This window comes from Rhodococcus sp. ACS1 (assembly GCF_002300155.1).
Classification (GTDB): Bacteria; Actinomycetota; Actinomycetes; order Mycobacteriales; family Mycobacteriaceae; genus Rhodococcus_F; species Rhodococcus_F koreensis.
In genome coordinates this window covers 405,682-423,401 of record NZ_NSDZ01000010.1, presented here as the reverse complement: position 1 = coordinate 423,401, position 17,720 = coordinate 405,682, and the positions used below count along the sequence as shown (strand labels likewise).

Sequence of the window (17,720 nt, the reverse complement as noted above, 5' to 3'; positions counted from 1 at the left end):
TGCTGGGTGTCAACCGTACCCCGGCGCATCACGGGTTTCGGCCGGACGGCGCTACGACGGCGGCGCGCTGATCGACCACGGATCGGTGCGGACCGCGGACACCTGCACCTGCCACCCCGATGTGTGCGCGAACGCGGTGTCGAGCACGCCCTTCGCCTGTTCGCACCACGGTTGCTCGCTCGCCCAGTGCGCGACGTCGATCAGGGCCGGACCTCCGGCGCGCAGGTGCTCGTCGGCCGGGTGGTGTCGCAGATCGGCGGTCACGTAGGCGTCCACGCCGAGACGTGCGACGTCGTCGAGGAACGAGTCGCCCGAGCCACCGCACACGGCGACGGTGCGGATCGTGGCTTCGGGGTCGCCCGCGGCCCGCACACCCCACGTGGTTGCGGGCAGCGCGTCCGCCACCCGGTCGGTGAAGTCGCGCAGCGTCAGCGGTTCGGGTAGCTCGCCGACGCGTCCGAGTCCGCGGGGGCCGGGGAACGTCGCCGTCTCGAACACGTCGAACGCGACCTCCTCGTACGGGTGGGCGGCGCGCATGGCGGCGAGCACCTTCGGCCGGAGGGCTCGCGGCGCGATCACCTCCACCCGGCTCTCCTCGACCCGTTTGAGTGCGCCGACCTCGCCGAGTGCCGGATTCGCGCCGTCGGTCGGGAGGAACTGACCGTGACCGGTGACGGACCAGCTGCAGTCGCGGTAGTTGCCGATGTGTCCGGCGCCGGCGTCGAACAGTGCGCGGCGGACCGTGTCGGCGTCATCGGCGGGGACGAGGATCACCCATTTGTCGAGGTTCTCGGTGGGCTGCGGCTCGATCGGCCCGGTGACGGTGAGCCCGAGCGCCGCCGCGAGGGCGTCGGAGACGCCGGGGTCCGCGGAGTCGGCGTTGGTGTGCGCTGTGAACAGGGCGCAGCCGGCCTTGATCAGCTTGTGGACGAGCGCACCCTTCGGGGTGTGGGCGCCAACGGTGTCGACTCCGCGGAGCAGCAGCGGGTGGTGGACGAGGAGCAGGTCGGCACCGGCGGCGATCGCCTCGTCGACCACCGCGGCGGTCGGATCGACCGCGACTGTCACCGTCGCCACCGTGTCGTCGGGGTCGCCGCACACGAGGCCGACGGAGTCCCACGACTCGGCGAGGGCGGGCGGGTAGGCCGCGTCCAGGGTCGCGATCACGTCGGTGAGACGCACCGGGTTCACAGGATCTCCTTCATCGCGTCGACGAGCACGGCGGTCTGCTCCGCGGGGCGCACCGCGACGCGGAGGAGGTCCGGTCCGAGTCCGGGGAACGTGTCGCAGCGGCGTACAGCAATGCCCCGTTCGCGCAGGTGCTTGCGCATCAGTTCGCCGTCCGGCAGGCGGAGCAGCAGGAACGGCGCGGCGGCGGGCCGGTGCACGGCGACGCCGATCCCGGTCAGCCGCCGGACCATGTCTTCGCGCCACTCGCCCAGCACGACGGCGTGGTCGCGGGCGGCGGCGACGGCCTGCGGTTCGCTGCACGCGGCGATCGCCTCCACCTGCAGACTGCCCACCGGCCAGTGCGCCCGTCCCACCTGCAGTCGTTCGAGGATCTCGGGGGCCCCGAGCGCGTACCCGCAGCGCAGTCCCGCCAGCGCCCACGTCTTGGTGAGACTGCGGAGCACCAGCACGTCGGGCAGTGCGCGACCGGCCAGCGACTCGCCCTCGTCCGGGACCGCGTCCATGAACGCCTCGTCGACGACGACGATCCGGCCCGGTCGGCGCAACCGCAGGATCGCCTCGGCGGGGTGCAGTACCGACGTCGGGTTGGTCGGGTTGCCGATCACGACCAGGTCGGCCGATTCCGGGACCGTCGCCGAGTCGAGGACGTACGGGTCGTCGAGCAGCACCTGTGTGACCGGCACCTGCGCCTCCCGCAGCGCCCACTCCGGTTCGGTGAACGACGGGTGGATCAGCGCCGCCTCCCGGACTCCGAGCCGCGGCAGCAGGGAGAACCCCTCGGCGCCCCCGGCGAGCAGCAGCACCTCCTCGGGTGTCCGGCCGTGCCGGGACGCCACCGCGGTCCGGGCCGCGAGATCAGCCGCGACCGTCGGGTACGTGCCCAGGTGCGCCAGCGCGTCGGCGAGGCGGAGGCGCAGCCAGTCCGGTGGCCCGTCACCTTGCACGTTGACTGCGAAATCGAGGAGTCCGGGCCCCGCATCCACGTCTCCGTGGTGACGCAGGCTCTCCCGGCTCCCGGCACGAATGTCCACGATTGTCGAGCCTAAGGGACAATGGTCCGGTGACATCTCTCTCCACCTCCGCGTCCACCACCCCGCCTGCCTCTTCTGCCCTGTCCGCACCGATCGTGCTGTTCGACCTCGACGGCACGCTGACCGATTCCGCGCCCGGCATTCACGCCGGCTTCCGCCATGCGCTCGCGACGATCGGTCAGCCGGAACCGACCGACGAGATGATCGACGCCGTCATCGGCCCGCCGATGATCGACACGTTCCGGTCGATGGGACTGGGCGAAGACCTCGTGCAGCAAGCGATCGCCGCCTACTTCGAACGCTACGACCGCGTGGGGTGGGCCGAGAACGCCGTCTTCGACGGCATCGAGAAGGTGCTCGTCGCCGCCCACGACAGCGGCAGGAGGCTCGCCGTCGCCACGTCGAAGTCCGAGCGGTTCGCGATCCGCATCCTCGAACACTTCGAACTCGCGCACTACTTCGAGTTCATCGGTGGCGCCAGCGACGACGGCAGTCGCCGCGCCAAGTCCGACGTGATCGCGCATTCGCTGCGGAACCTGGGAGTCACCGCCACCGAGGGCGCCACCGCCGACGTCCTGATGATCGGCGACCGCGACCACGACGTCCTCGGCGCCGCGCACTGGGGCATCCCCGCGGTGTTCGTCGAGTGGGGTTACGGGTTCCCCACCGAGGCCGAGCGCGCGCACACGACGGCGCAGACCGTCGCCGACCTCGGGAAGTTGCTCGATGACGCGGCCTGACACCCCGCTGCACGTGACGTTCGTGTGCACCGGCAACATCTGCCGCTCCCCCATGGCCGAGAAGATCTTCGCCGAGCACCTCCGGCGGGAAGCCCTCGACGAGCGGGTGATGGTGAGCAGCGCCGGGACCCACGGCTGGCACGTCGGCCGTGAGGCCGACATCCGCACCAACGAGACCCTGAAGCTGAACGGCTATCCGACGGGCCACACGGCCGCGGAGGTCGGCCCGTTCCACCTCGGCGCCGATCTGGTGGTCGCTCTCGCGGCCAACCACGACCGTGAGCTTGCCCACATGGGCGTGCCCGACGAGCGCCGCCGGTTGCTGCGCAGTTTCGACCCGGACGCGGACACGTCGTCCGTACCCGACCCGTTCTACGGGGACCTCGAGGACTTCGAACGGGTCCGCCTCCAGATCGAGGCCGCGGTGCCCGGGCTGCTCGACTGGGTGCGCAGCCGGTAACCCACGATCAGGGGCCCGACCTGCGAGCGGCTACCGTGGAGGCGTGCGAAGGCTGAGATTTCTGTTGCGACCCGGCTGGTTGGTGTTGGCCTTGGTGGTCGCCGGATTCGCCTTCATGTGTTTCTACGTGCTCGCGCCGTGGCAGCTCGGCAAGAACACGTCCACGGAGCACCGGAACCAGCTGATCGCCGACTCGGTCGACGCCGAGCCCGTCCCGCTGGAGACCCTGCTGTCCGGCGGTGCGGCGAATCCGGACGACGAGTGGCGCCGCGTCACCGCGACCGGGTCGTACGTGCAGAACAGTGATCTGCTGGTCCGGTTGCGGTCCATCGAGTCGCAGCCCGCGTACGAGGTCCTGACCCCGTTGCAGCTGACCGACGGCCGCGCCATCCTGGTCAACCGCGGCTACGTGCGCCCGATCCAGGGCACCGAGGCGCCGCCGGTGGATCCGCCGCCGGCCGGGCCGGTGACGCTCGACGGTCGCGTCCGCAAGTCCGAGGGCACCATCGCGGGCAAGGAGCCGATCGACGAGAACGGGCTCCGGCAGGTGTACTACATCGACGCGGGCCAGATCGGCGGTTACATCGGCACCGACCTCGTCGACGCGTACGTGCAACTCGAACCCGATCAGCCGGGTGGCCTCGGCACTATTCCGCTCCCGCAACTCGACGCGGGCCCGTACCTGTCGTACGGCCTGCAGTGGCTGGCGTTCGGCATCATGGCCCCGCTCGGCCTGGCCTACTTCATCCGCGCGGAGTGGCGCGAACGCCGCAGGGAAAAGTCCGCGAAGGCCGCCGACGACGCCGCTCCCGCGCCCGTGGCCCGGAAGAAGCCGTTCACCCGGAGCAAACCGGTGGAATCAGCGCCGAGGACGGCGGCGGAAGCGAAACTGGCCGACCGCTACGGCAAGGGCCGCTGACACCAGCGCCGCACCACCCTGCACCGCGGTCGACAGCCGCACCGCCCGGTCGAGGTCGACGGGCCGGGGCGATGGCCCGGATCCGAGCACAGGTCGCATCTCGACGCCGTGCGCGTATTCGGTGCGCCCGCCCAGCGAGATCCCGAGAGCGCCCGCCGCGCTGGCCTCCGCGACACCGGCGTTGGGGCTGGGGTGCTGGGACGCGTCGCGCCGCCACGCCTCCCACGCCTCCTTCGGCGACCCGCCGACCGCCGGCGCGGCGACGACCGACAGCGCACCCGTCAGGCGGGCGGGCAGCAGGTTGAGGAGGTCGTCCCACCGCGCCGCGGCCCAGCCGAAGTTGCCGTACTTCGGCGAGCGGTAGCCGACCATCGCGTCCAGGGTGTTGGAGGCCCGGTAGACGAACAGTCCGGGGATGCCGGCCACCGCGCCCCACACGAACGCCCCGACCGCGGAATCGGACGTGTTCTCGGCCACCGACTCCAGCGTCGCCCGGGTGAGCCCGTCGACGCCGAGCACACTGGGGTCGCGACCGCACAGCGACGGCAAGAGGGCGCGGGCGGAGGCGAGGTCGTCCGCCTCGAGGTGCGCGGCCATTCTCGACCCGGTCCGTCCCAGGGACGTTCCGCCGAGCACCGCCCACGCTGCGACGGCGGTCGCGGCTGCCTCGCCGGCCCAGCCCCCGCGCCGCGCCGTCCGAGCCGCGGCGACCCCCAGACCGGCCGCTCCACCGACCAGAACGGCGACGTGCACGATTCCGGCAGACCGGGAGTCGCGGTACGTCGACTTCTCCAATGCCATTGCGGTGCGGCCGAATCCGGCCACGGGATGCCATCGCGCGGGGTCGGCGAACGCGCGGTCGGCGGCGAAGCCGAGGAGCAGGCCTGCGGCGCGCGCGGTGGCGGGACGGGAGGTTCGATGCACGCCGCTATTTGTATCAACTAACGTTGCAGGCGATGTAAAGGAGCGTCCCATGAGTGCCGCGATCGACGAGTACCTGGCAGGCAAGGACCCGGACGCCACCGAGCGCCTGCTGCAGTTCCGTGACCTCGTTCTGGCGTGCGGCGAGGTGGACGAGCGCGTCCACCGGACCGAGATCGCGTGGGCTCGTGCCCGCGTCTTTGCTGCAGCGTTCATCTATTCGTCGCGGCTCGAGATCGCCCTCGACCTGCGCCGGCGTGTCCATCACCCGCAGTTGCGGGAGGCGTTTCCCACCACGACAACGGTGATCACGCACCGGTTGACGATCACCTCCGACGATCAGCTCGACGACACCCTGGCCGCCCTCCTCGCGGAGGCCTACGACACGGTGGGTCCGGGCACGCGCAACCGGTAGAGGCCGTCCCTGCCGGACGGACACGTTCCGGTCGGAATGTCTGATTCCTGAAACTCTCCTGAGGAACTCGCCAAGCGCCCTTTCGTGCGCCTACCATGGTATTTGCCGCCTCGTTCCCCCCATTCAGGGGCGGCGCACGGCCCCGCCCCGCTCACATCTTCGGTGCTGACTCAACACACCCACGTGGCTCGGCGGGGTTCGGTGCGTCCGGTGGGGAATTTCAGTGAGCCATTGGAATCGGCGACTGGGCCTGAGACGATCGAAGGGTGTCCAGCGACGTGACGAAGCTCGGCGACGACGAACTGCTCGCGCTTCTCGCCGAGCAGCGAGCGCTGCTCGGCGAGTCGATCGCGAACGATTACGGCTGCGGAACGGTGCGCACCGTCACCAGCCGGATCGCCGAACTCGAGGCCGAACTCGATCGCCGCGGATCGACGGCCTCGCGACACGGCACCTGACCGGCTACCGGGAGGGGCGGCTCGTGGCCGGCGCAGCCCAGACGCCGGCCACTCCCCCGCCGTCCTCGTAACGGTCGATCTTCACGATGCCCGCCCCGGGCTCGGTGGGCCGGTGCGTCTCGTTGACGGCCTGGAAGTCTGAGTCGAAGGCTCTGTCGCTCGACGTGCCGTTGCGCAGCGTTACCTTGTACCTGGACATATCAGGAATATGCCACTGCAGGCGAAGCTCCAGGCGATGAACAGGTTAACTCCACGAAACCAGTCGGAGCACCGCAGCCGAACTGAAATGACACAAATCTGTGTTATTTCAGTTAAGACTGATACCTTCGGTGGTGTGCCGTCCGACACACAGCTGATCTTCGCCGACCACGTCGGCCGCTTCTACGCCCGCCAGTACGGCTTCCCTCCGATGGCAGGACGTCTGCTGGGGTACCTGTTCGTGTGCGACCCGCCGCAGCAGACGATCGACGAGCTGGGCGAAGCCCTGCTGGCGAGCCGGAGCGCCGTCACCGGCGCGGTCAAACTGCTGGAGGGCTATCGGATGGCGCGGCGCACCCGCGTGGCCGGTGAACGGGTGGACCGGGTGAGCCTGGACCCGGCGAGTCAGCAACCGCAGAACTTCGATTCCGCCCTCCACCGCGAGCACGCGGCACTGTTCCGGGAGGGGCTGGCGTTGCTGGCCGACGCCCCACCCGAACGCCGCGCTCCGCTCGAGGAGATGATCGCGCTGGCCGAGTTCCTCAGCGAGCGACTGCCGGAGCTGCGGGACGAATGGCACACACGCCGCGATGAGCTCCGAGCCCGGCGAACCAGCACAGTCGATCGAGAAGGGGACGTGCATCATGACTGAATCCGACCTGTCCGCTCTGCGCGAGCGAGCCGCGAACGGCGACCCGACGGCGGTCGACATCCTGATCGAACTCGCCGGCGAGCGGGGTGACATGGCCGAACTCCGGCGCCTCGCCGACGGTGGCAGCTCCGACGCGGCCGACCAGCTCATCGAAGTCGCCACCGAACTGGGCGACCTCGATGAGCTCCGCCGCCTCGCCGACAGCGGAAACATCACCGCCGCCGAGCAGCTCGCGGAACTCACCGACGACTGACGCCGGCGAAACGAGAAAGCCCCGACCGCGCACGAACGCAGATCGGGGCCTTACCTGACGGTGGGCGCGGAGGGTTTCGAACCCCCGACCGCTGGTGTGTAAAACCAGAGCTCTACCACTGAGCTACACGCCCGAACATCCGGCGAGAACCTCGCCGGATGCGCATCAGGACTCTAGCGTGGCGAGCGCCTTCTCCCAAGCTCCCTGGTCACGGGCCTCTCCGGGCCCGTTCATCTCGGCGAACCGGATGATGCCTTCCTTGTCGATGACGAAGGTGCCGCGGTTCGCGAAGCCCAGCTTGTCGTTGAAGACGCCGTACTGCTGCGCGACCGCGCCGTGCGGCCAGAAGTCGGCGAGCAGCGGGAAGGTGTATCCCTGCTCGGCGGACCAGATCTTGTGGGTCGGCGACGCACCGACGGAGAGGGCGAGGATCGCCGTCTCGTCGTTCTCGAACTTCGGCAGTTCGTCGCGAACCTTGCAGAGCTCACCCTGGCACGTTCCGGTGAACGCGAGCGGGTAGAACACGAGCAGGACGTTCTTCTTTCCGCGGTAATCGGAAAGCGTCACCTCCTGGTTGTTCTGGTCCTTGAGGGTGAAATCGGGGGCAGTGGTGCCCACCTCGAGCGGCATGACGTGATTCCTTCGGTGAGTGAACGGGAAAGGTGAGACTGCTCAGCGCTTGTTCGCGGGACGCGACTTCGGCTGAACCAGACGGCTTCCCGACCAGTCCCCGAGATTTGCCGCCGACGTCTGGGTGAGACCGGCTGTGGGTGCGGACTCGGCGATCTCGCTGGGCTCCACGTGACCGGGCTGACCGGTCTTGGGGGTGAGGACCCACACGAATCCATCGTCGGCCAGGGGCCCGATGGCATCCATGAGGGCGTCGACGAGGTCTCCGTCTTCGTCGCGCCACCACAGCAGCACGACGTCGATGACCTCGTCGGAATCCTCGTCCAGCAGTTCTCCACCGATGGTGTCCTCGACCGCGGCACGCAGGTCGTCGTCGGTGTCCTCGTCCCAGCCCAGTTCCTGTACCGCCATGTCGGCAGTGATCCCGAGTTTCTGAGCGTAGTTTTGGGCGTCCGCCGCGGCGACCACGGTGGGGTCCTCCTTTTGTTGACGGTGCTCGGATACCCGAACACCTGCCGGATGAAGATCAATTAGGTGAAAGCGAACATGCTCGAACGCTTTCGCGCAAGCCGACCACGCGAATTTTTCTGAGAATGTAGTGATGCGTGGTCATCGACCGAGCCTACGGTGCGGGAGTCACGATGTGGGGCAGGCTGCCCGAATCGAGTCGCTGAGCTCGTCTCCACGGCTCGCGAGAGTGTTCAGAATGTCTCCGCGTTGCCCGCTGTCGACGGCCGCAGCGAGTTCGCGATAGTTGTTCGCGTAATCGGTGAGGAGTCCGGTCAGGTCGGGGGGAAGTGCGGGTGTGGCGGCGTTCGCGCCGTCTGCGGCCGACCGGAGTGCCGCCGCCGCGGCACTCGCTTTCGCGCCGGTGTCCGCGGCTTCGGCGTTGGCGGCATCGATGAACGTGTTGTAGGTGTCGATCGTGTCGCCGGCCCGGGTCACGAACATCGTGCACTGCTCCACGAGCGCCTCCCGCTCGGCCGCAGCCTTCTGCGAGGACGACGCGGCCACCGATGAGGACGTCGCTTCGGCGGCGTACTCGGCGGCCTGGGAATCGTTCTGCTGCGCGGTTCCCTCGATCGCGCCGCCACATCCGGCGATGACGCCGGCGCCGACGATCGCCGCGGCGGCAGCACTCAGCAGCCCCCAGCGGCGCGACGACGTGCACATTCGTCTCCCCCACGTTTTCGACGACATCGATAAATTCAACATTCGCCCCCGGATCTGCGCAAACGCTACCGAAGAGTAACCCGAGCACGGTGTGCCGACCGCGCCGCAATGGGGAAAGATGAGGGTGCGCCATATTCATAAAGGAGATGGATCGGGCCTAACAAGGCCGCGATCGCATGGAGAGGACGCCACACCGCGCGTCCCACCACAATGAGGAGCAACGTTGTCAGACCTGATCCAGGGACCCGCGTCTCAACCGGATTCCGCCACACCCGGCGCCGGAGCGGCCCAACCTTCCAACCCCAGTGCGACCCCGGGCTCCGACGGACGCGTGCGCGTCATCCGTGAGGGTGTTGCGTCGTATCTGCCGGATATCGATCCGGATGAGACCACGGAGTGGTTGGAATCGTTCGATGGTTTGTTGGACCGGTCCGGTCCGACTCGTGCCCGGTATCTGATGTTGCGGATGCTCGAGCGGGCCGGGGAGAAGCACGTCGCTCTGCCGGCGTTGACGTCGACCGATTATGTGAACACCATCCCGACGGAGAACGAGCCGTGGTTCCCCGGCGACGAGGAGGTCGAGCGCCGGTACCGGGCGTTCATCCGGTGGAACGCGGCGGTGATGGTGACCCGCGCGCAGCGCCCCGGGGTGGGTGTCGGTGGCCACATCTCCACCTACGCCTCCTCCGCCGCGCTGTACGAGGTGGGGTTCAATCACTTCTTCCGCGGCAAGGACCATCCCGGCGGTGGCGATCAGATCTTCATCCAGGGCCACGCCTCCCCCGGCATCTACGCGCGCGCGTTTTTGGAGGGGCGGATCCCGGCGGAGCGGATGGACGGGTTCCGGCAGGAACACTCGCACACCGACTCCGGCGGCGGGTTGCCGTCGTACCCGCACCCGCGGTTGCTGCCCGATTTCTGGGAGTTCCCGACGGTGTCGATGGGGTTGGGCCCGATGAACGCCATCTACCAGGCCAGGTTCAACCACTACCTGCACGACCGCGGCATCAAGGACACCGCCGACCAGCACGTGTGGGCGTTCCTGGGTGACGGGGAGATGGACGAACCCGAATCCCGCGGCCTCGCCCACGTGGCGGCCACCGAGGGCCTGGACAATTTGACGTTTGTGGTGAACTGCAACCTGCAGCGCCTCGACGGCCCGGTCCGCGGCAACGGCAAGATCATCCAGGAGTTGGAGTCGTTCTTCCGCGGCGCCGGCTGGAACGTGATCAAGGTGGTCTGGGGCCGCGAGTGGGATGCCCTGCTGCACGCGGACCGGGACGGCGCCCTGGTCAATTTGATGAACGTCACCCCGGACGGCGACTACCAGACGTACAAGGCGAACGACGGCGGGTATGTGCGGGAGCACTTCTTCGGCCGGGACCCGCGGACGAAGGAGCTGGTCGCGAACCTCTCCGATCAGGACATCTGGAACCTCAAACGCGGCGGCCACGACTACCGCAAGATCTACGCCGCGTACGCGGCGGCGATGGCGCACAAGGGGCAGCCGACGGTGATCCTGGCGCACACCATCAAGGGCTACACGTTGGGTAAGCATTTCGAGGGCCGCAACGCCACCCACCAGATGAAGAAGCTGACCCTCGATGATCTGAAGAATTTCCGGGACCTGCAGCGGATCCCGATCTCCGACGCCGAGTTGGAGAAGAACCCGAAGATGCCGCCGTACTACCACCCCGGCCCCGATGCCCCGGAGATCCAGTACATGCTGGACCGCCGCAAGGCGCTGGGCGGGTTCCTGCCGCAGCGGCGGACCACGGCGGCGCCGTTGCCGCAGCCGGCGGACTCCACCTACGACGTGGTCCGCAAGGGGTCCGGTAAGCAGCAGGTCGCGACCACCATGGCGTTGGTGCGGATCATGAAGGAGCTGTTGCGGGACAAGGAGATCGGGAAGCGGATCGTGCCGATCATCCCGGACGAGGCCCGCACCTTCGGGATGGACTCCTGGTTCCCCTCGCTCAAGATCTACAACCGTAACGGGCAGCTGTACACGGCGGTGGATGCGGAGCTGATGCTGGCGTACAAGGAGTCCGAGATCGGGCAGATCCTGCACGAGGGCATCAACGAGGCCGGCTCGACGGCCTCGTTCACCGCGGTCGGCACCTCCTACGCCACGCACGGTGAGCCGATGATCCCGCTGTACATCTTCTACTCGATGTTCGGGTTCCAGCGCACCGGCGACGGCCTGTGGGCGGCGGCCGATCAGATGGCCCGCGGGTTCGTGCTCGGTGCCACCGCCGGCCGCACCACCCTGACCGGGGAAGGGTTGCAGCACGCCGACGGGCACTCGCTGCTGCTGGCCTCGACCAACCCGGCGGCGGTGGCCTACGATCCGGCGTTCTCCTACGAGATCGCGCACATCGTCAAGGACGGGCTGCGCCGGATGTACGGCGGCACCGACGGGGTGGACGGGTTCGGTGGTGAGGACATCTTCTACTACATCACCCTCTACAACGAGCCCTACTCGCAGCCCGCCGAACCCGCCGACCTGAACGTCGACGGCCTGCTCAAGGGCCTGTACCTGTTCAAGAAGTCCGAGGCCTCGGGCCCGAAGGCGCAGATCCTGGTCTCCGGTGTCACCATGCCCGAGGGCCTGCGGGCGCAGCAGCTGCTCGCCGACGAGTGGGGTGTGGCCGCCGACGTGTGGTCGGTCACCTCCTGGGGTGAACTGCGCCGCGACGGCATCGAATCCGAACGCCAGGCCCTGCGGGACCCGGGCACCGACGCCCCGCTGCCCTACGTCACCCAGGCGCTGTCGGATGCTGCCGGCCCGTTCGTGGCGGCCTCGGACTGGATGCGCGCCGTCGCCGACCAGATCCGCCAGTGGGTCCCCGGCTCGTACACCACCCTCGGCACCGACGGGTTCGGGTTCTCCGACACCCGCCCCGCCGCCCGCCGGTACTTCAACGTCGACGCCGAATCCATCGTCGTCGCCGTCCTGTCCGCCCTCGCCGGCGAAGGCACCCTCGACCGCTCCAAGGCCGTCGAAGCCGCCACGAAGTACCGCATCGACGACGTCCGCGCCGCCGCCGTCTCCTACACGGATACCGGAAGCGCGTAACGCCGCCATCCTCACCACCGCCGCCCGTGTGTCCGTCGGACAACACGGGCGGCGGTGCGCGTAGGTTCTTGACTATGGTCGAGCAGAGTCCGTTGGTCTCCCGCAGACGACAAACCCGGGATCCGTTGCCCGACGCACTGTTGCGTCGCGTCAAACAGTTCTCCGGGCGCCTCTCGACCGAGGCCGTCACGACGATGCAGGATCAACTGCCGTTCTTCGACGACCTCGACGCCGCTCAGCGTTCCAACGTGCAGTTGCTGGTCCAGACCGCGGTGGTCAACTTCCTCGAATGGCTGAAGAACCCGGACAGTGACATCCGGTTCAGTCTGGACGCGTTCCAGGTGATTCCGCAGGATCTGGCACGCAGGCTCACTCTCAGCCAGACGGTGGACATGGTGCGGGTGGCGATGGAGTTCTTCGAGCAGTGGCTCCCGGCGCTCGCCCGTAACGACCAGCAGCTGATCGCGCTCACCGAGGCCGTGCTGCGCTACGGCCGCGAACTGGGTTTCGCAGCTGCCTCCGTGTATGCGAGTGCTGCGGAGTCCCGCGGCGCCTGGGACACGCGGCTCGAGGCCCTCGTGGTCGACGCCGTGGTCCGCGGCGACACCGGGTCCGACATGTTGTCGCGGGCGGCGACCCTCAACTGGGATGCCACGGCTCCCGCCACCGTCATCGTCGGCACACCCCCCGAGGACGAACGGGTCTCCGTCGTCGGCACGGTCCACACCATCGCGCAGAGGCACGGCCGCGCCGCGCTCGCGGTCGTGCAGGGTTCGCGGCTGGTGATGGTCGTCAGCGGCGAGCTGCAGGAGGGGTCGGGGCACTCGAGTTTCATGACCGACCTGCTCGGCAAGTTCTCGGACGAGCCCGTGATCATCGGACCGACCACGCCGACACTCGGCGCGGCTCACTTCAGTGCCGTCGAGGCGCTTGCCGCGATGCAGGCGGTCGCCGGGTGGCGGGGCGCCCCCCGGCCCGTCCACGCGGCCGAGTTGCTACCGGAGCGCGCACTGCTCGGAGACAACGCCGCAGTCACCGCTCTCAACGACCATCTGGTCGCTCCGCTGGCGGCCGCCGGAGGTGTTCTCACCGACACTCTGGACGCGTATCTCGACTGTGGAGGTGCGGTTGAGACTTGCGCCCGGCAGCTGTTTGTTCATCCAAATACTGTGCGGTATCGACTCAAGAGAATCGCCGAAGTCACCGGGCGCGATCCGACGAATCCACGGGATGCGTATGTGCTCAGAGTGGCCGCTACCGTGGGTCGATTGACACATTCCCATAACGAACCCATATCACGTTTAACACCAGTCACACCCTTCCCATTCGGAGAAGCAGGGCTGTAACGAACGTCTGTCCAGATTCGATGCGAGGACCCCACGTGCAATTTTGTGGGAACCCAACAAATCCGCCGACAAAGGTTCATCCGCAACGACATCTCGCGGTACGCCGTTGACGGTGTTCTCTTGAAGAGTGATTTCGTTGCTCGCCCCGGGTCAGGGCTCTCAGACTCCCGGCATGCTCATCCCTTGGTTGGAGCTGCCGGGTTCTCATGACCGTGTCGCACTGTGGTCGAAGGCTGCCGGCCTCGACCTCGTCCGCCTCGGTACCACCGCGACCGCGGAGGAGATCACCGACACGTCGGTGACTCAGCCTCTCGTCGTGGCCGCCGCGATCCTCGCCTTCGAGGAACTCGACGCGCGTGGCCTGATTCCCGCAGACACCATCGCGGCCGGGCACTCCGTCGGTGAACTCGCCGCAGCGGCAGTCGCCGGAGTCCTCTCCGCCGACGACGCCGTCGCCCTCGCCGCCGTCCGCGGCGCGGAGATGGCCAAGGCCTGCGCACTCGAACCGACCGGGATGTCCGCGGTCCTCGGGGGCGAGGAGGCCGAGGTGCTCGCCCGACTCGACGAACTGGGCCTCGAACCGGCCAACCGCAACGCCGCGGGCCAGATCGTCGCGGCAGGCCTGCTGTCGGCGCTCGAGGAACTCGCAGCCAACCCGCCGGAGAAGGCTCGGGTGCGTGCACTGCCCGTCGCGGGCGCGTTCCACACCCGGTTCATGGCTCCCGCGCAGGAGGCCGTCACCGAGGCTGCGTCCAAGATCACACCGGGTGAACCCACCCGCACTCTGCTCTCCAACGCCGACGGCGCACCGGTCGCATCCGGAGCCGACGCACTGACTAAGCTGGCCGCGCAGGTAACCCGACCTGTGCGTTGGGACCTGTGTACCGCAAGCCTGCGGACCGCTCAGGTCTCGGCGATTGCGGAACTTCCACCAGCCGGAACCCTGGTCGGTATCGCCAAGCGTGAAATGCGCGGCACGCCGACTCTGGCACTCAAGACCCCGGGGGATATCTCCGCGCTAGCCGAACTGACAGAACTCGGCTAGTTTGCTGCGCGCACCTCGGTGCGTGCAGGGCCCGCAGGCGCGGCCGATGGGGACGTGCCTGCACAACTCCAGATACATCTACACCGAATCAGAAGGGAGCCACTCAGTGGCCGCCACCCAGGAAGACATCATCGCCGGACTCGCGGAGATCATCGAGGAGGTCACCGGTATTGAGCCGTCCGAGGTGACCATCGAAAAGTCTTTCGTCGACGACCTCGACATCGACTCCCTCTCCATGGTTGAGATCGCCGTCCAGACCGAGGACAAGTACGGCGTGAAGATCCCCGACGAGGATCTCGCCGGACTGCGCACCGTCGGTGACGCCGTGTCGTACATCCAGAAGCTCGAAGCAGAAGGTGGCGCCGACGCGGAGGCCGTGAAGGCCAAGCTCGAAGCTGCCAAGAACGACGAGGAGTGAGCTCAGCCGTGACTTCCGCCTCGACCAACGGGAGACAGTTCCCCAACATCGTCGTCACCAGCCTCGCGGCTACGACGTCGATCGCTGGTGACGTGGATGCCACGTGGAAAGGCCTGTTGGCCGGCGAGAGCGGCATCGACACCATCCAGGAAGCGTTCGTCACGGAGAACGACCTTCCGGTGACGATCGGCGGCAAGCTGAAGGTGTCGCCCGACGAGTCCTTGTCCCGGGTCGAGATCCGCCGGATGAGTTTCGTCGAGCGGCTGGCGCTCGTCCTGGGCCGTCAGGTCTGGGAGAACGCCGGCAGCCCGGAGGTCGACAAGGATCGCCTCGGCGTCGTGATCGGCACCGGACTCGGCGGCGGCGAAGCTCTGATCGACGCCGTCGAGAAGATGAAGGCCGGTGGCTACCGCAAGGTGTCGCCGTTCGCCGTCCAGATGGTGATGCCCAACGGTCCGTCGGCCACCGTCGGACTCGAACTGGGGGCTCGCGCCGGAGTGATCACTCCCGTGTCGGCCTGCTCCTCGGGTTCCGAGGCCATCGCCCATGCGTACCGCATGCTGGTGATGGGCGACGCCGACATCATCGTCGCCGGTGGTGTGGAGGGTTACCTCGACGCCGTGCCGATCGCGAGCTTCGCGATGATGCGTGCGCTGAGCACCCGCAACGACGATCCGAAGGCGGCTTCACGGCCGTTCGACAAGGATCGCGACGGCTTCGTGTTCGGTGAGGCCGGAGCGATGATGGTCCTCGAGACCGAGGAGCACGCCAAGGCTCGCGGTGCCACCATCCACGCCCGCCTGTTGGGCGCGGGGATCACCTCCGACGGGTTCCACATCGTCGCTCCCGATCCCTCGGGTTCGGGCGCTGCGCGGGCCATGACGAGGGCGATCGAGACTGCTGGATTGACGAAGAAGGACATCCAGCACATCAACGCGCACGCCACGGCTACGCCGATCGGTGACACCGCCGAGGCGAACGCCATCAAGGCTGCCGTCGGCAACCATGCTGCGGTGTACGCACCGAAGTCCGCGTTGGGGCACTCGATCGGCGCCGTCGGTGCGCTCGAGGCGGTGCTCACGGTCCTGAGTCTGCGTGACGGAGTCATTCCGCCCACGCTGAATCTCGAGAATCAGGATCCAGAGATCGACCTGGATGTCGTCAAGGGCGAAGCCCGTTACGGCGAGATCGATTTCGCGATCAACAACTCGTTTGGTTTCGGTGGGCACAACGTCGCGCTCGCCTTCGGCCGGGCCTGACAGCCGGTCCTGCTAGATCGCGGGTGGAGACCCCTTCGCTGAAGGGGTCTCCACCCATCGACAGCCCACGAGGGGCCCGCTACAGAGGAGGACGCGATGACAATCCTGGCACCCGCGACGAAGTCCGATGCGTCGATCGATCCGCGCGATCCCCTTGCGCGCCTGGAGAAGCTGTTCGACGCCGGGACGGTCGTCCCGCTCCATCCGCGTGACAAGTCCGGTGTGCTGGCCGCGTCCGGCAACATCGACGGTGTCCGCACCATCGCCTACTGCTCCGATGCCACCGTCATGGGCGGCGCCATGGGTGTCGAGGGCTGCAAGCACATCGTGACGGCGATCGATACCGCCCTCGACGAAGATGCCCCCATCGTCGGGCTCTGGCACTCGGGTGGCGCGCGTCTCGCCGAGGGCGTCGAGGCCCTGCACGCCGTCGGACTGGTCTTCGAGGCCATGGTCCGCGCGTCCGGCCGCGTCCCACAGATTTCCGTCGTCCTCGGCTTCGCGGCCGGTGGTGCGGCATACGGTCCCGCGTTGACCGACGTCGTCATCATGGCGCCCGAGGCCCGCGTGTTCGTCACCGGACCCGACGTGGTCCGCAGCGTCACCGGCGAGCAGGTCGACATGGTGTCGCTCGGCGGCCCCGACACGCACACGAAGAAGTCGGGTGTGGCGCACATCGCCGCCCACGACGAGGGTGACGCTCTGCACCGGGCACGCCGCCTGGTGTCCATGTTCTGCGAGCAGGGCGAGTTCGATCAGGCCGCGGCCGCGCACGGCGACACCGATCTCCGCGCGCTCATGCCGGAGTCGGCGAAGCGCGCCTACGACGTCCGCCCGATCGTTCACGAACTTCTCGACAACGTCGAGGGTGAGTCGAGTTTCGAGGAACTGCAGGGCAATTACGCCCGCAGCATCGTCACCGGGCTCGGACGCCTCGGTGGCCGCACCGTCGGTGTCATCGCCAACAACCCGCTCCGCCTGGGTGGGTGCCTGAACTCGGAGAGCGCCGAGAAGTCGGCTCGCTTCGTCCGGCTGTGCAACGCGTTCGGCATCCCGCTGGTCGTGGTCGTGGACGTTCCGGGATACCTCCCCGGTGTGAGCATGGAATGGGAAGGCGTCGTGCGCCGCGGAGCCAAGCTGCTCCACGCGTTCGCCGAAGCCACCGTGCCCCGGGTGACGGTCGTGACCCGCAAGATCTACGGCGGCGCCTACATCGCCATGAACTCCCGCGCTCTCGGCGCCACCGCCGTCTACGCGTGGCCCGACGCCGAGGTCGCAGTCATGGGCGCGAAGGCGGCCGTGGGCATCCTGCACAAGCGGGCCCTGGCCGCGGCGCCGGAAGAAGAGCGGGAGGCCCTGCACGAGCGACTGGCCGTCGAGCACGAGAGCATCGCCGGCGGCGTCGACCGTGCCGTCGCGATCGGTGTGGTGGACGAGGAGATCGACCCGGCCAAGACGCGCAGTGTCGTCACCGCGGCCCTCGCCGCCGCCCCCTCCACCCGCGGCGACCACAAGAACATCCCGCTGTGATC

Annotated in this window: 20 protein-coding genes and 1 tRNA gene; 13 read left to right on the top strand and 8 right to left on the bottom strand. The window is 68.2% G+C overall.

From position 1 onward, the window contains the following. Positions 1-51: 51 nt before the first annotated feature. Both CJ179_RS40330 and cobC read right to left on the bottom strand, forming a co-directional pair. Positions 52-1,191 (bottom strand): Nif3-like dinuclear metal center hexameric protein, encoded by a 1,140-nt coding sequence (locus CJ179_RS40330; protein ID WP_095865219.1) that lies wholly within the window; start codon positions 1,189-1,191, stop codon positions 52-54. Next, positions 1,188-2,258: an Rv2231c family pyridoxal phosphate-dependent protein CobC gene (gene cobC, locus CJ179_RS40325; protein WP_095865218.1), complete on the bottom strand. Its 1,071-nt coding sequence runs from the start codon at positions 2,256-2,258 to the stop codon at positions 1,188-1,190. The genes CJ179_RS40330 and cobC overlap by 4 nt, the downstream gene beginning before the upstream one ends. Between cobC and CJ179_RS40320 the strand changes: the two genes are divergently transcribed. From CJ179_RS40320 to CJ179_RS40310, 3 genes are read left to right on the top strand one after another with little or no spacing between them, the layout of a single operon-like run. Further along, complete coding sequence (locus CJ179_RS40320) at positions 2,252-2,962, top strand: HAD hydrolase-like protein (RefSeq protein WP_095865217.1); 711 nt, start codon at positions 2,252-2,254, stop codon at positions 2,960-2,962. The genes cobC and CJ179_RS40320 overlap by 7 nt on opposite strands. Next, positions 2,949-3,422, top strand: a complete 474-nt coding sequence (locus CJ179_RS40315) for a low molecular weight protein-tyrosine-phosphatase (RefSeq protein WP_072945539.1) — start codon at positions 2,949-2,951, stop codon at positions 3,420-3,422. Before CJ179_RS40320 ends, CJ179_RS40315 begins: the two co-directional genes overlap by 14 nt. A gap of 43 nt (positions 3,423-3,465) precedes the next feature. After that, positions 3,466-4,341, top strand: a complete 876-nt coding sequence (locus tag CJ179_RS40310; protein WP_072945541.1) for an SURF1 family protein — start codon at positions 3,466-3,468, stop codon at positions 4,339-4,341. On the opposite strand, the gene CJ179_RS40305 is transcribed toward CJ179_RS40310, so the two are convergent. After that, entirely contained in the window at positions 4,282-5,265 is a 984-nt protein-coding gene (locus CJ179_RS40305; RefSeq protein ID WP_095865216.1) for a cobalamin biosynthesis protein, read from the bottom strand. The genes CJ179_RS40310 and CJ179_RS40305 overlap by 60 nt on opposite strands. A 49-nt stretch (positions 5,266-5,314) precedes the next feature. Here CJ179_RS40305 and CJ179_RS40300 point away from each other — a divergent pair, with 49 nt between their 5' ends. Together CJ179_RS40300 and CJ179_RS40295 are read left to right on the top strand one after the other, a co-directional pair. Next, on the top strand, positions 5,315-5,677 hold the full coding sequence (locus CJ179_RS40300; RefSeq protein ID WP_095865215.1) for a DUF5655 domain-containing protein: 363 nt from the start codon (positions 5,315-5,317) through the stop codon (positions 5,675-5,677). A 266-nt stretch (positions 5,678-5,943) separates the two neighbouring features. Beyond that, positions 5,944-6,135, top strand: coding sequence for a hypothetical protein (locus tag CJ179_RS40295; protein ID WP_095865214.1), 192 nt, complete (start codon positions 5,944-5,946; stop codon positions 6,133-6,135). Between the two features lie 4 nt (positions 6,136-6,139). On the opposite strand, the gene CJ179_RS40290 is transcribed toward CJ179_RS40295, so the two are convergent. Further along, positions 6,140-6,334 carry a hypothetical protein gene (locus tag CJ179_RS40290; RefSeq protein WP_095865213.1) on the bottom strand — a complete coding sequence of 65 codons (195 nt, stop codon included), beginning with the start codon at positions 6,332-6,334 and terminating at the stop codon, positions 6,140-6,142. A gap of 135 nt (positions 6,335-6,469) precedes the next feature. On the opposite strand from CJ179_RS40290, the gene CJ179_RS40285 reads away from it, so the two are divergent. Then, a complete protein-coding gene (locus CJ179_RS40285) occupies positions 6,470-6,985 on the top strand; it encodes a GbsR/MarR family transcriptional regulator (protein WP_072945551.1) in 516 nt (171 codons plus the stop codon). Then, on the top strand, positions 6,978-7,238 hold the full coding sequence (locus CJ179_RS40280) for a hypothetical protein (RefSeq protein ID WP_095865212.1): 261 nt from the start codon (positions 6,978-6,980) through the stop codon (positions 7,236-7,238). The genes CJ179_RS40285 and CJ179_RS40280 overlap by 8 nt, the downstream gene beginning before the upstream one ends. 61 nt (positions 7,239-7,299) lie before the next feature. Here the strand turns inward: CJ179_RS40280 and CJ179_RS40275 are convergent. The 4 genes from CJ179_RS40275 to CJ179_RS40260 all read right to left on the bottom strand — a co-directional run bounded on the left by CJ179_RS40275 (position 7,300) and on the right by CJ179_RS40260 (position 9,068). Then, a tRNA-Val gene (locus CJ179_RS40275) sits at positions 7,300-7,371 on the bottom strand. Between the two features lie 32 nt (positions 7,372-7,403). After that, entirely contained in the window at positions 7,404-7,868 is a 465-nt protein-coding gene (locus CJ179_RS40270) for a peroxiredoxin (RefSeq protein WP_072945554.1), read from the bottom strand. Between the two features lie 42 nt (positions 7,869-7,910). Further along, positions 7,911-8,336: a DUF3052 domain-containing protein gene (locus tag CJ179_RS40265; protein ID WP_012688155.1), complete on the bottom strand. Its 426-nt coding sequence runs from the start codon at positions 8,334-8,336 to the stop codon at positions 7,911-7,913. A 168-nt stretch (positions 8,337-8,504) separates the two neighbouring features. Continuing rightward, the gene (locus tag CJ179_RS40260; protein WP_241031275.1) at positions 8,505-9,068 is read right to left on the bottom strand and encodes a hypothetical protein; all 564 of its coding nucleotides are present in this window, start codon (positions 9,066-9,068) and stop codon (positions 8,505-8,507) included. Between the two features lie 196 nt (positions 9,069-9,264). Here CJ179_RS40260 and aceE point away from each other — a divergent pair, with 196 nt between their 5' ends. The 6 genes from aceE to CJ179_RS40230 all read left to right on the top strand — a co-directional run bounded on the left by aceE (position 9,265) and on the right by CJ179_RS40230 (position 17,718). After that, positions 9,265-12,120 carry a pyruvate dehydrogenase (acetyl-transferring), homodimeric type gene (gene aceE, locus CJ179_RS40255; RefSeq protein ID WP_095865210.1) on the top strand — a complete coding sequence of 952 codons (2,856 nt, stop codon included), beginning with the start codon at positions 9,265-9,267 and terminating at the stop codon, positions 12,118-12,120. A 74-nt stretch (positions 12,121-12,194) separates the two neighbouring features. Next, positions 12,195-13,466 carry a CdaR family transcriptional regulator gene (locus CJ179_RS40250; RefSeq protein WP_012688158.1) on the top strand — a complete coding sequence of 424 codons (1,272 nt, stop codon included), beginning with the start codon at positions 12,195-12,197 and terminating at the stop codon, positions 13,464-13,466. Positions 13,467-13,593: 127 nt separating this feature from the next. Further along, complete coding sequence (locus CJ179_RS40245; RefSeq protein WP_095865209.1) at positions 13,594-14,511, top strand: ACP S-malonyltransferase; 918 nt, start codon at positions 13,594-13,596, stop codon at positions 14,509-14,511. A gap of 106 nt (positions 14,512-14,617) precedes the next feature. Then, positions 14,618-14,929 (top strand): meromycolate extension acyl carrier protein AcpM, encoded by a 312-nt coding sequence (gene acpM, locus CJ179_RS40240; protein ID WP_005247839.1) that lies wholly within the window; start codon positions 14,618-14,620, stop codon positions 14,927-14,929. Positions 14,930-14,937: 8 nt separating this feature from the next. Then, complete coding sequence (locus CJ179_RS40235) at positions 14,938-16,188, top strand: KasA/KasB family beta-ketoacyl-ACP synthase (RefSeq protein ID WP_072946664.1); 1,251 nt, start codon at positions 14,938-14,940, stop codon at positions 16,186-16,188. Between the two features lie 96 nt (positions 16,189-16,284). Further along, complete coding sequence (locus CJ179_RS40230; RefSeq protein ID WP_095865208.1) at positions 16,285-17,718, top strand: acyl-CoA carboxylase subunit beta; 1,434 nt, start codon at positions 16,285-16,287, stop codon at positions 17,716-17,718. The last annotated feature ends 2 nt before the right edge of the window (positions 17,719-17,720 follow it).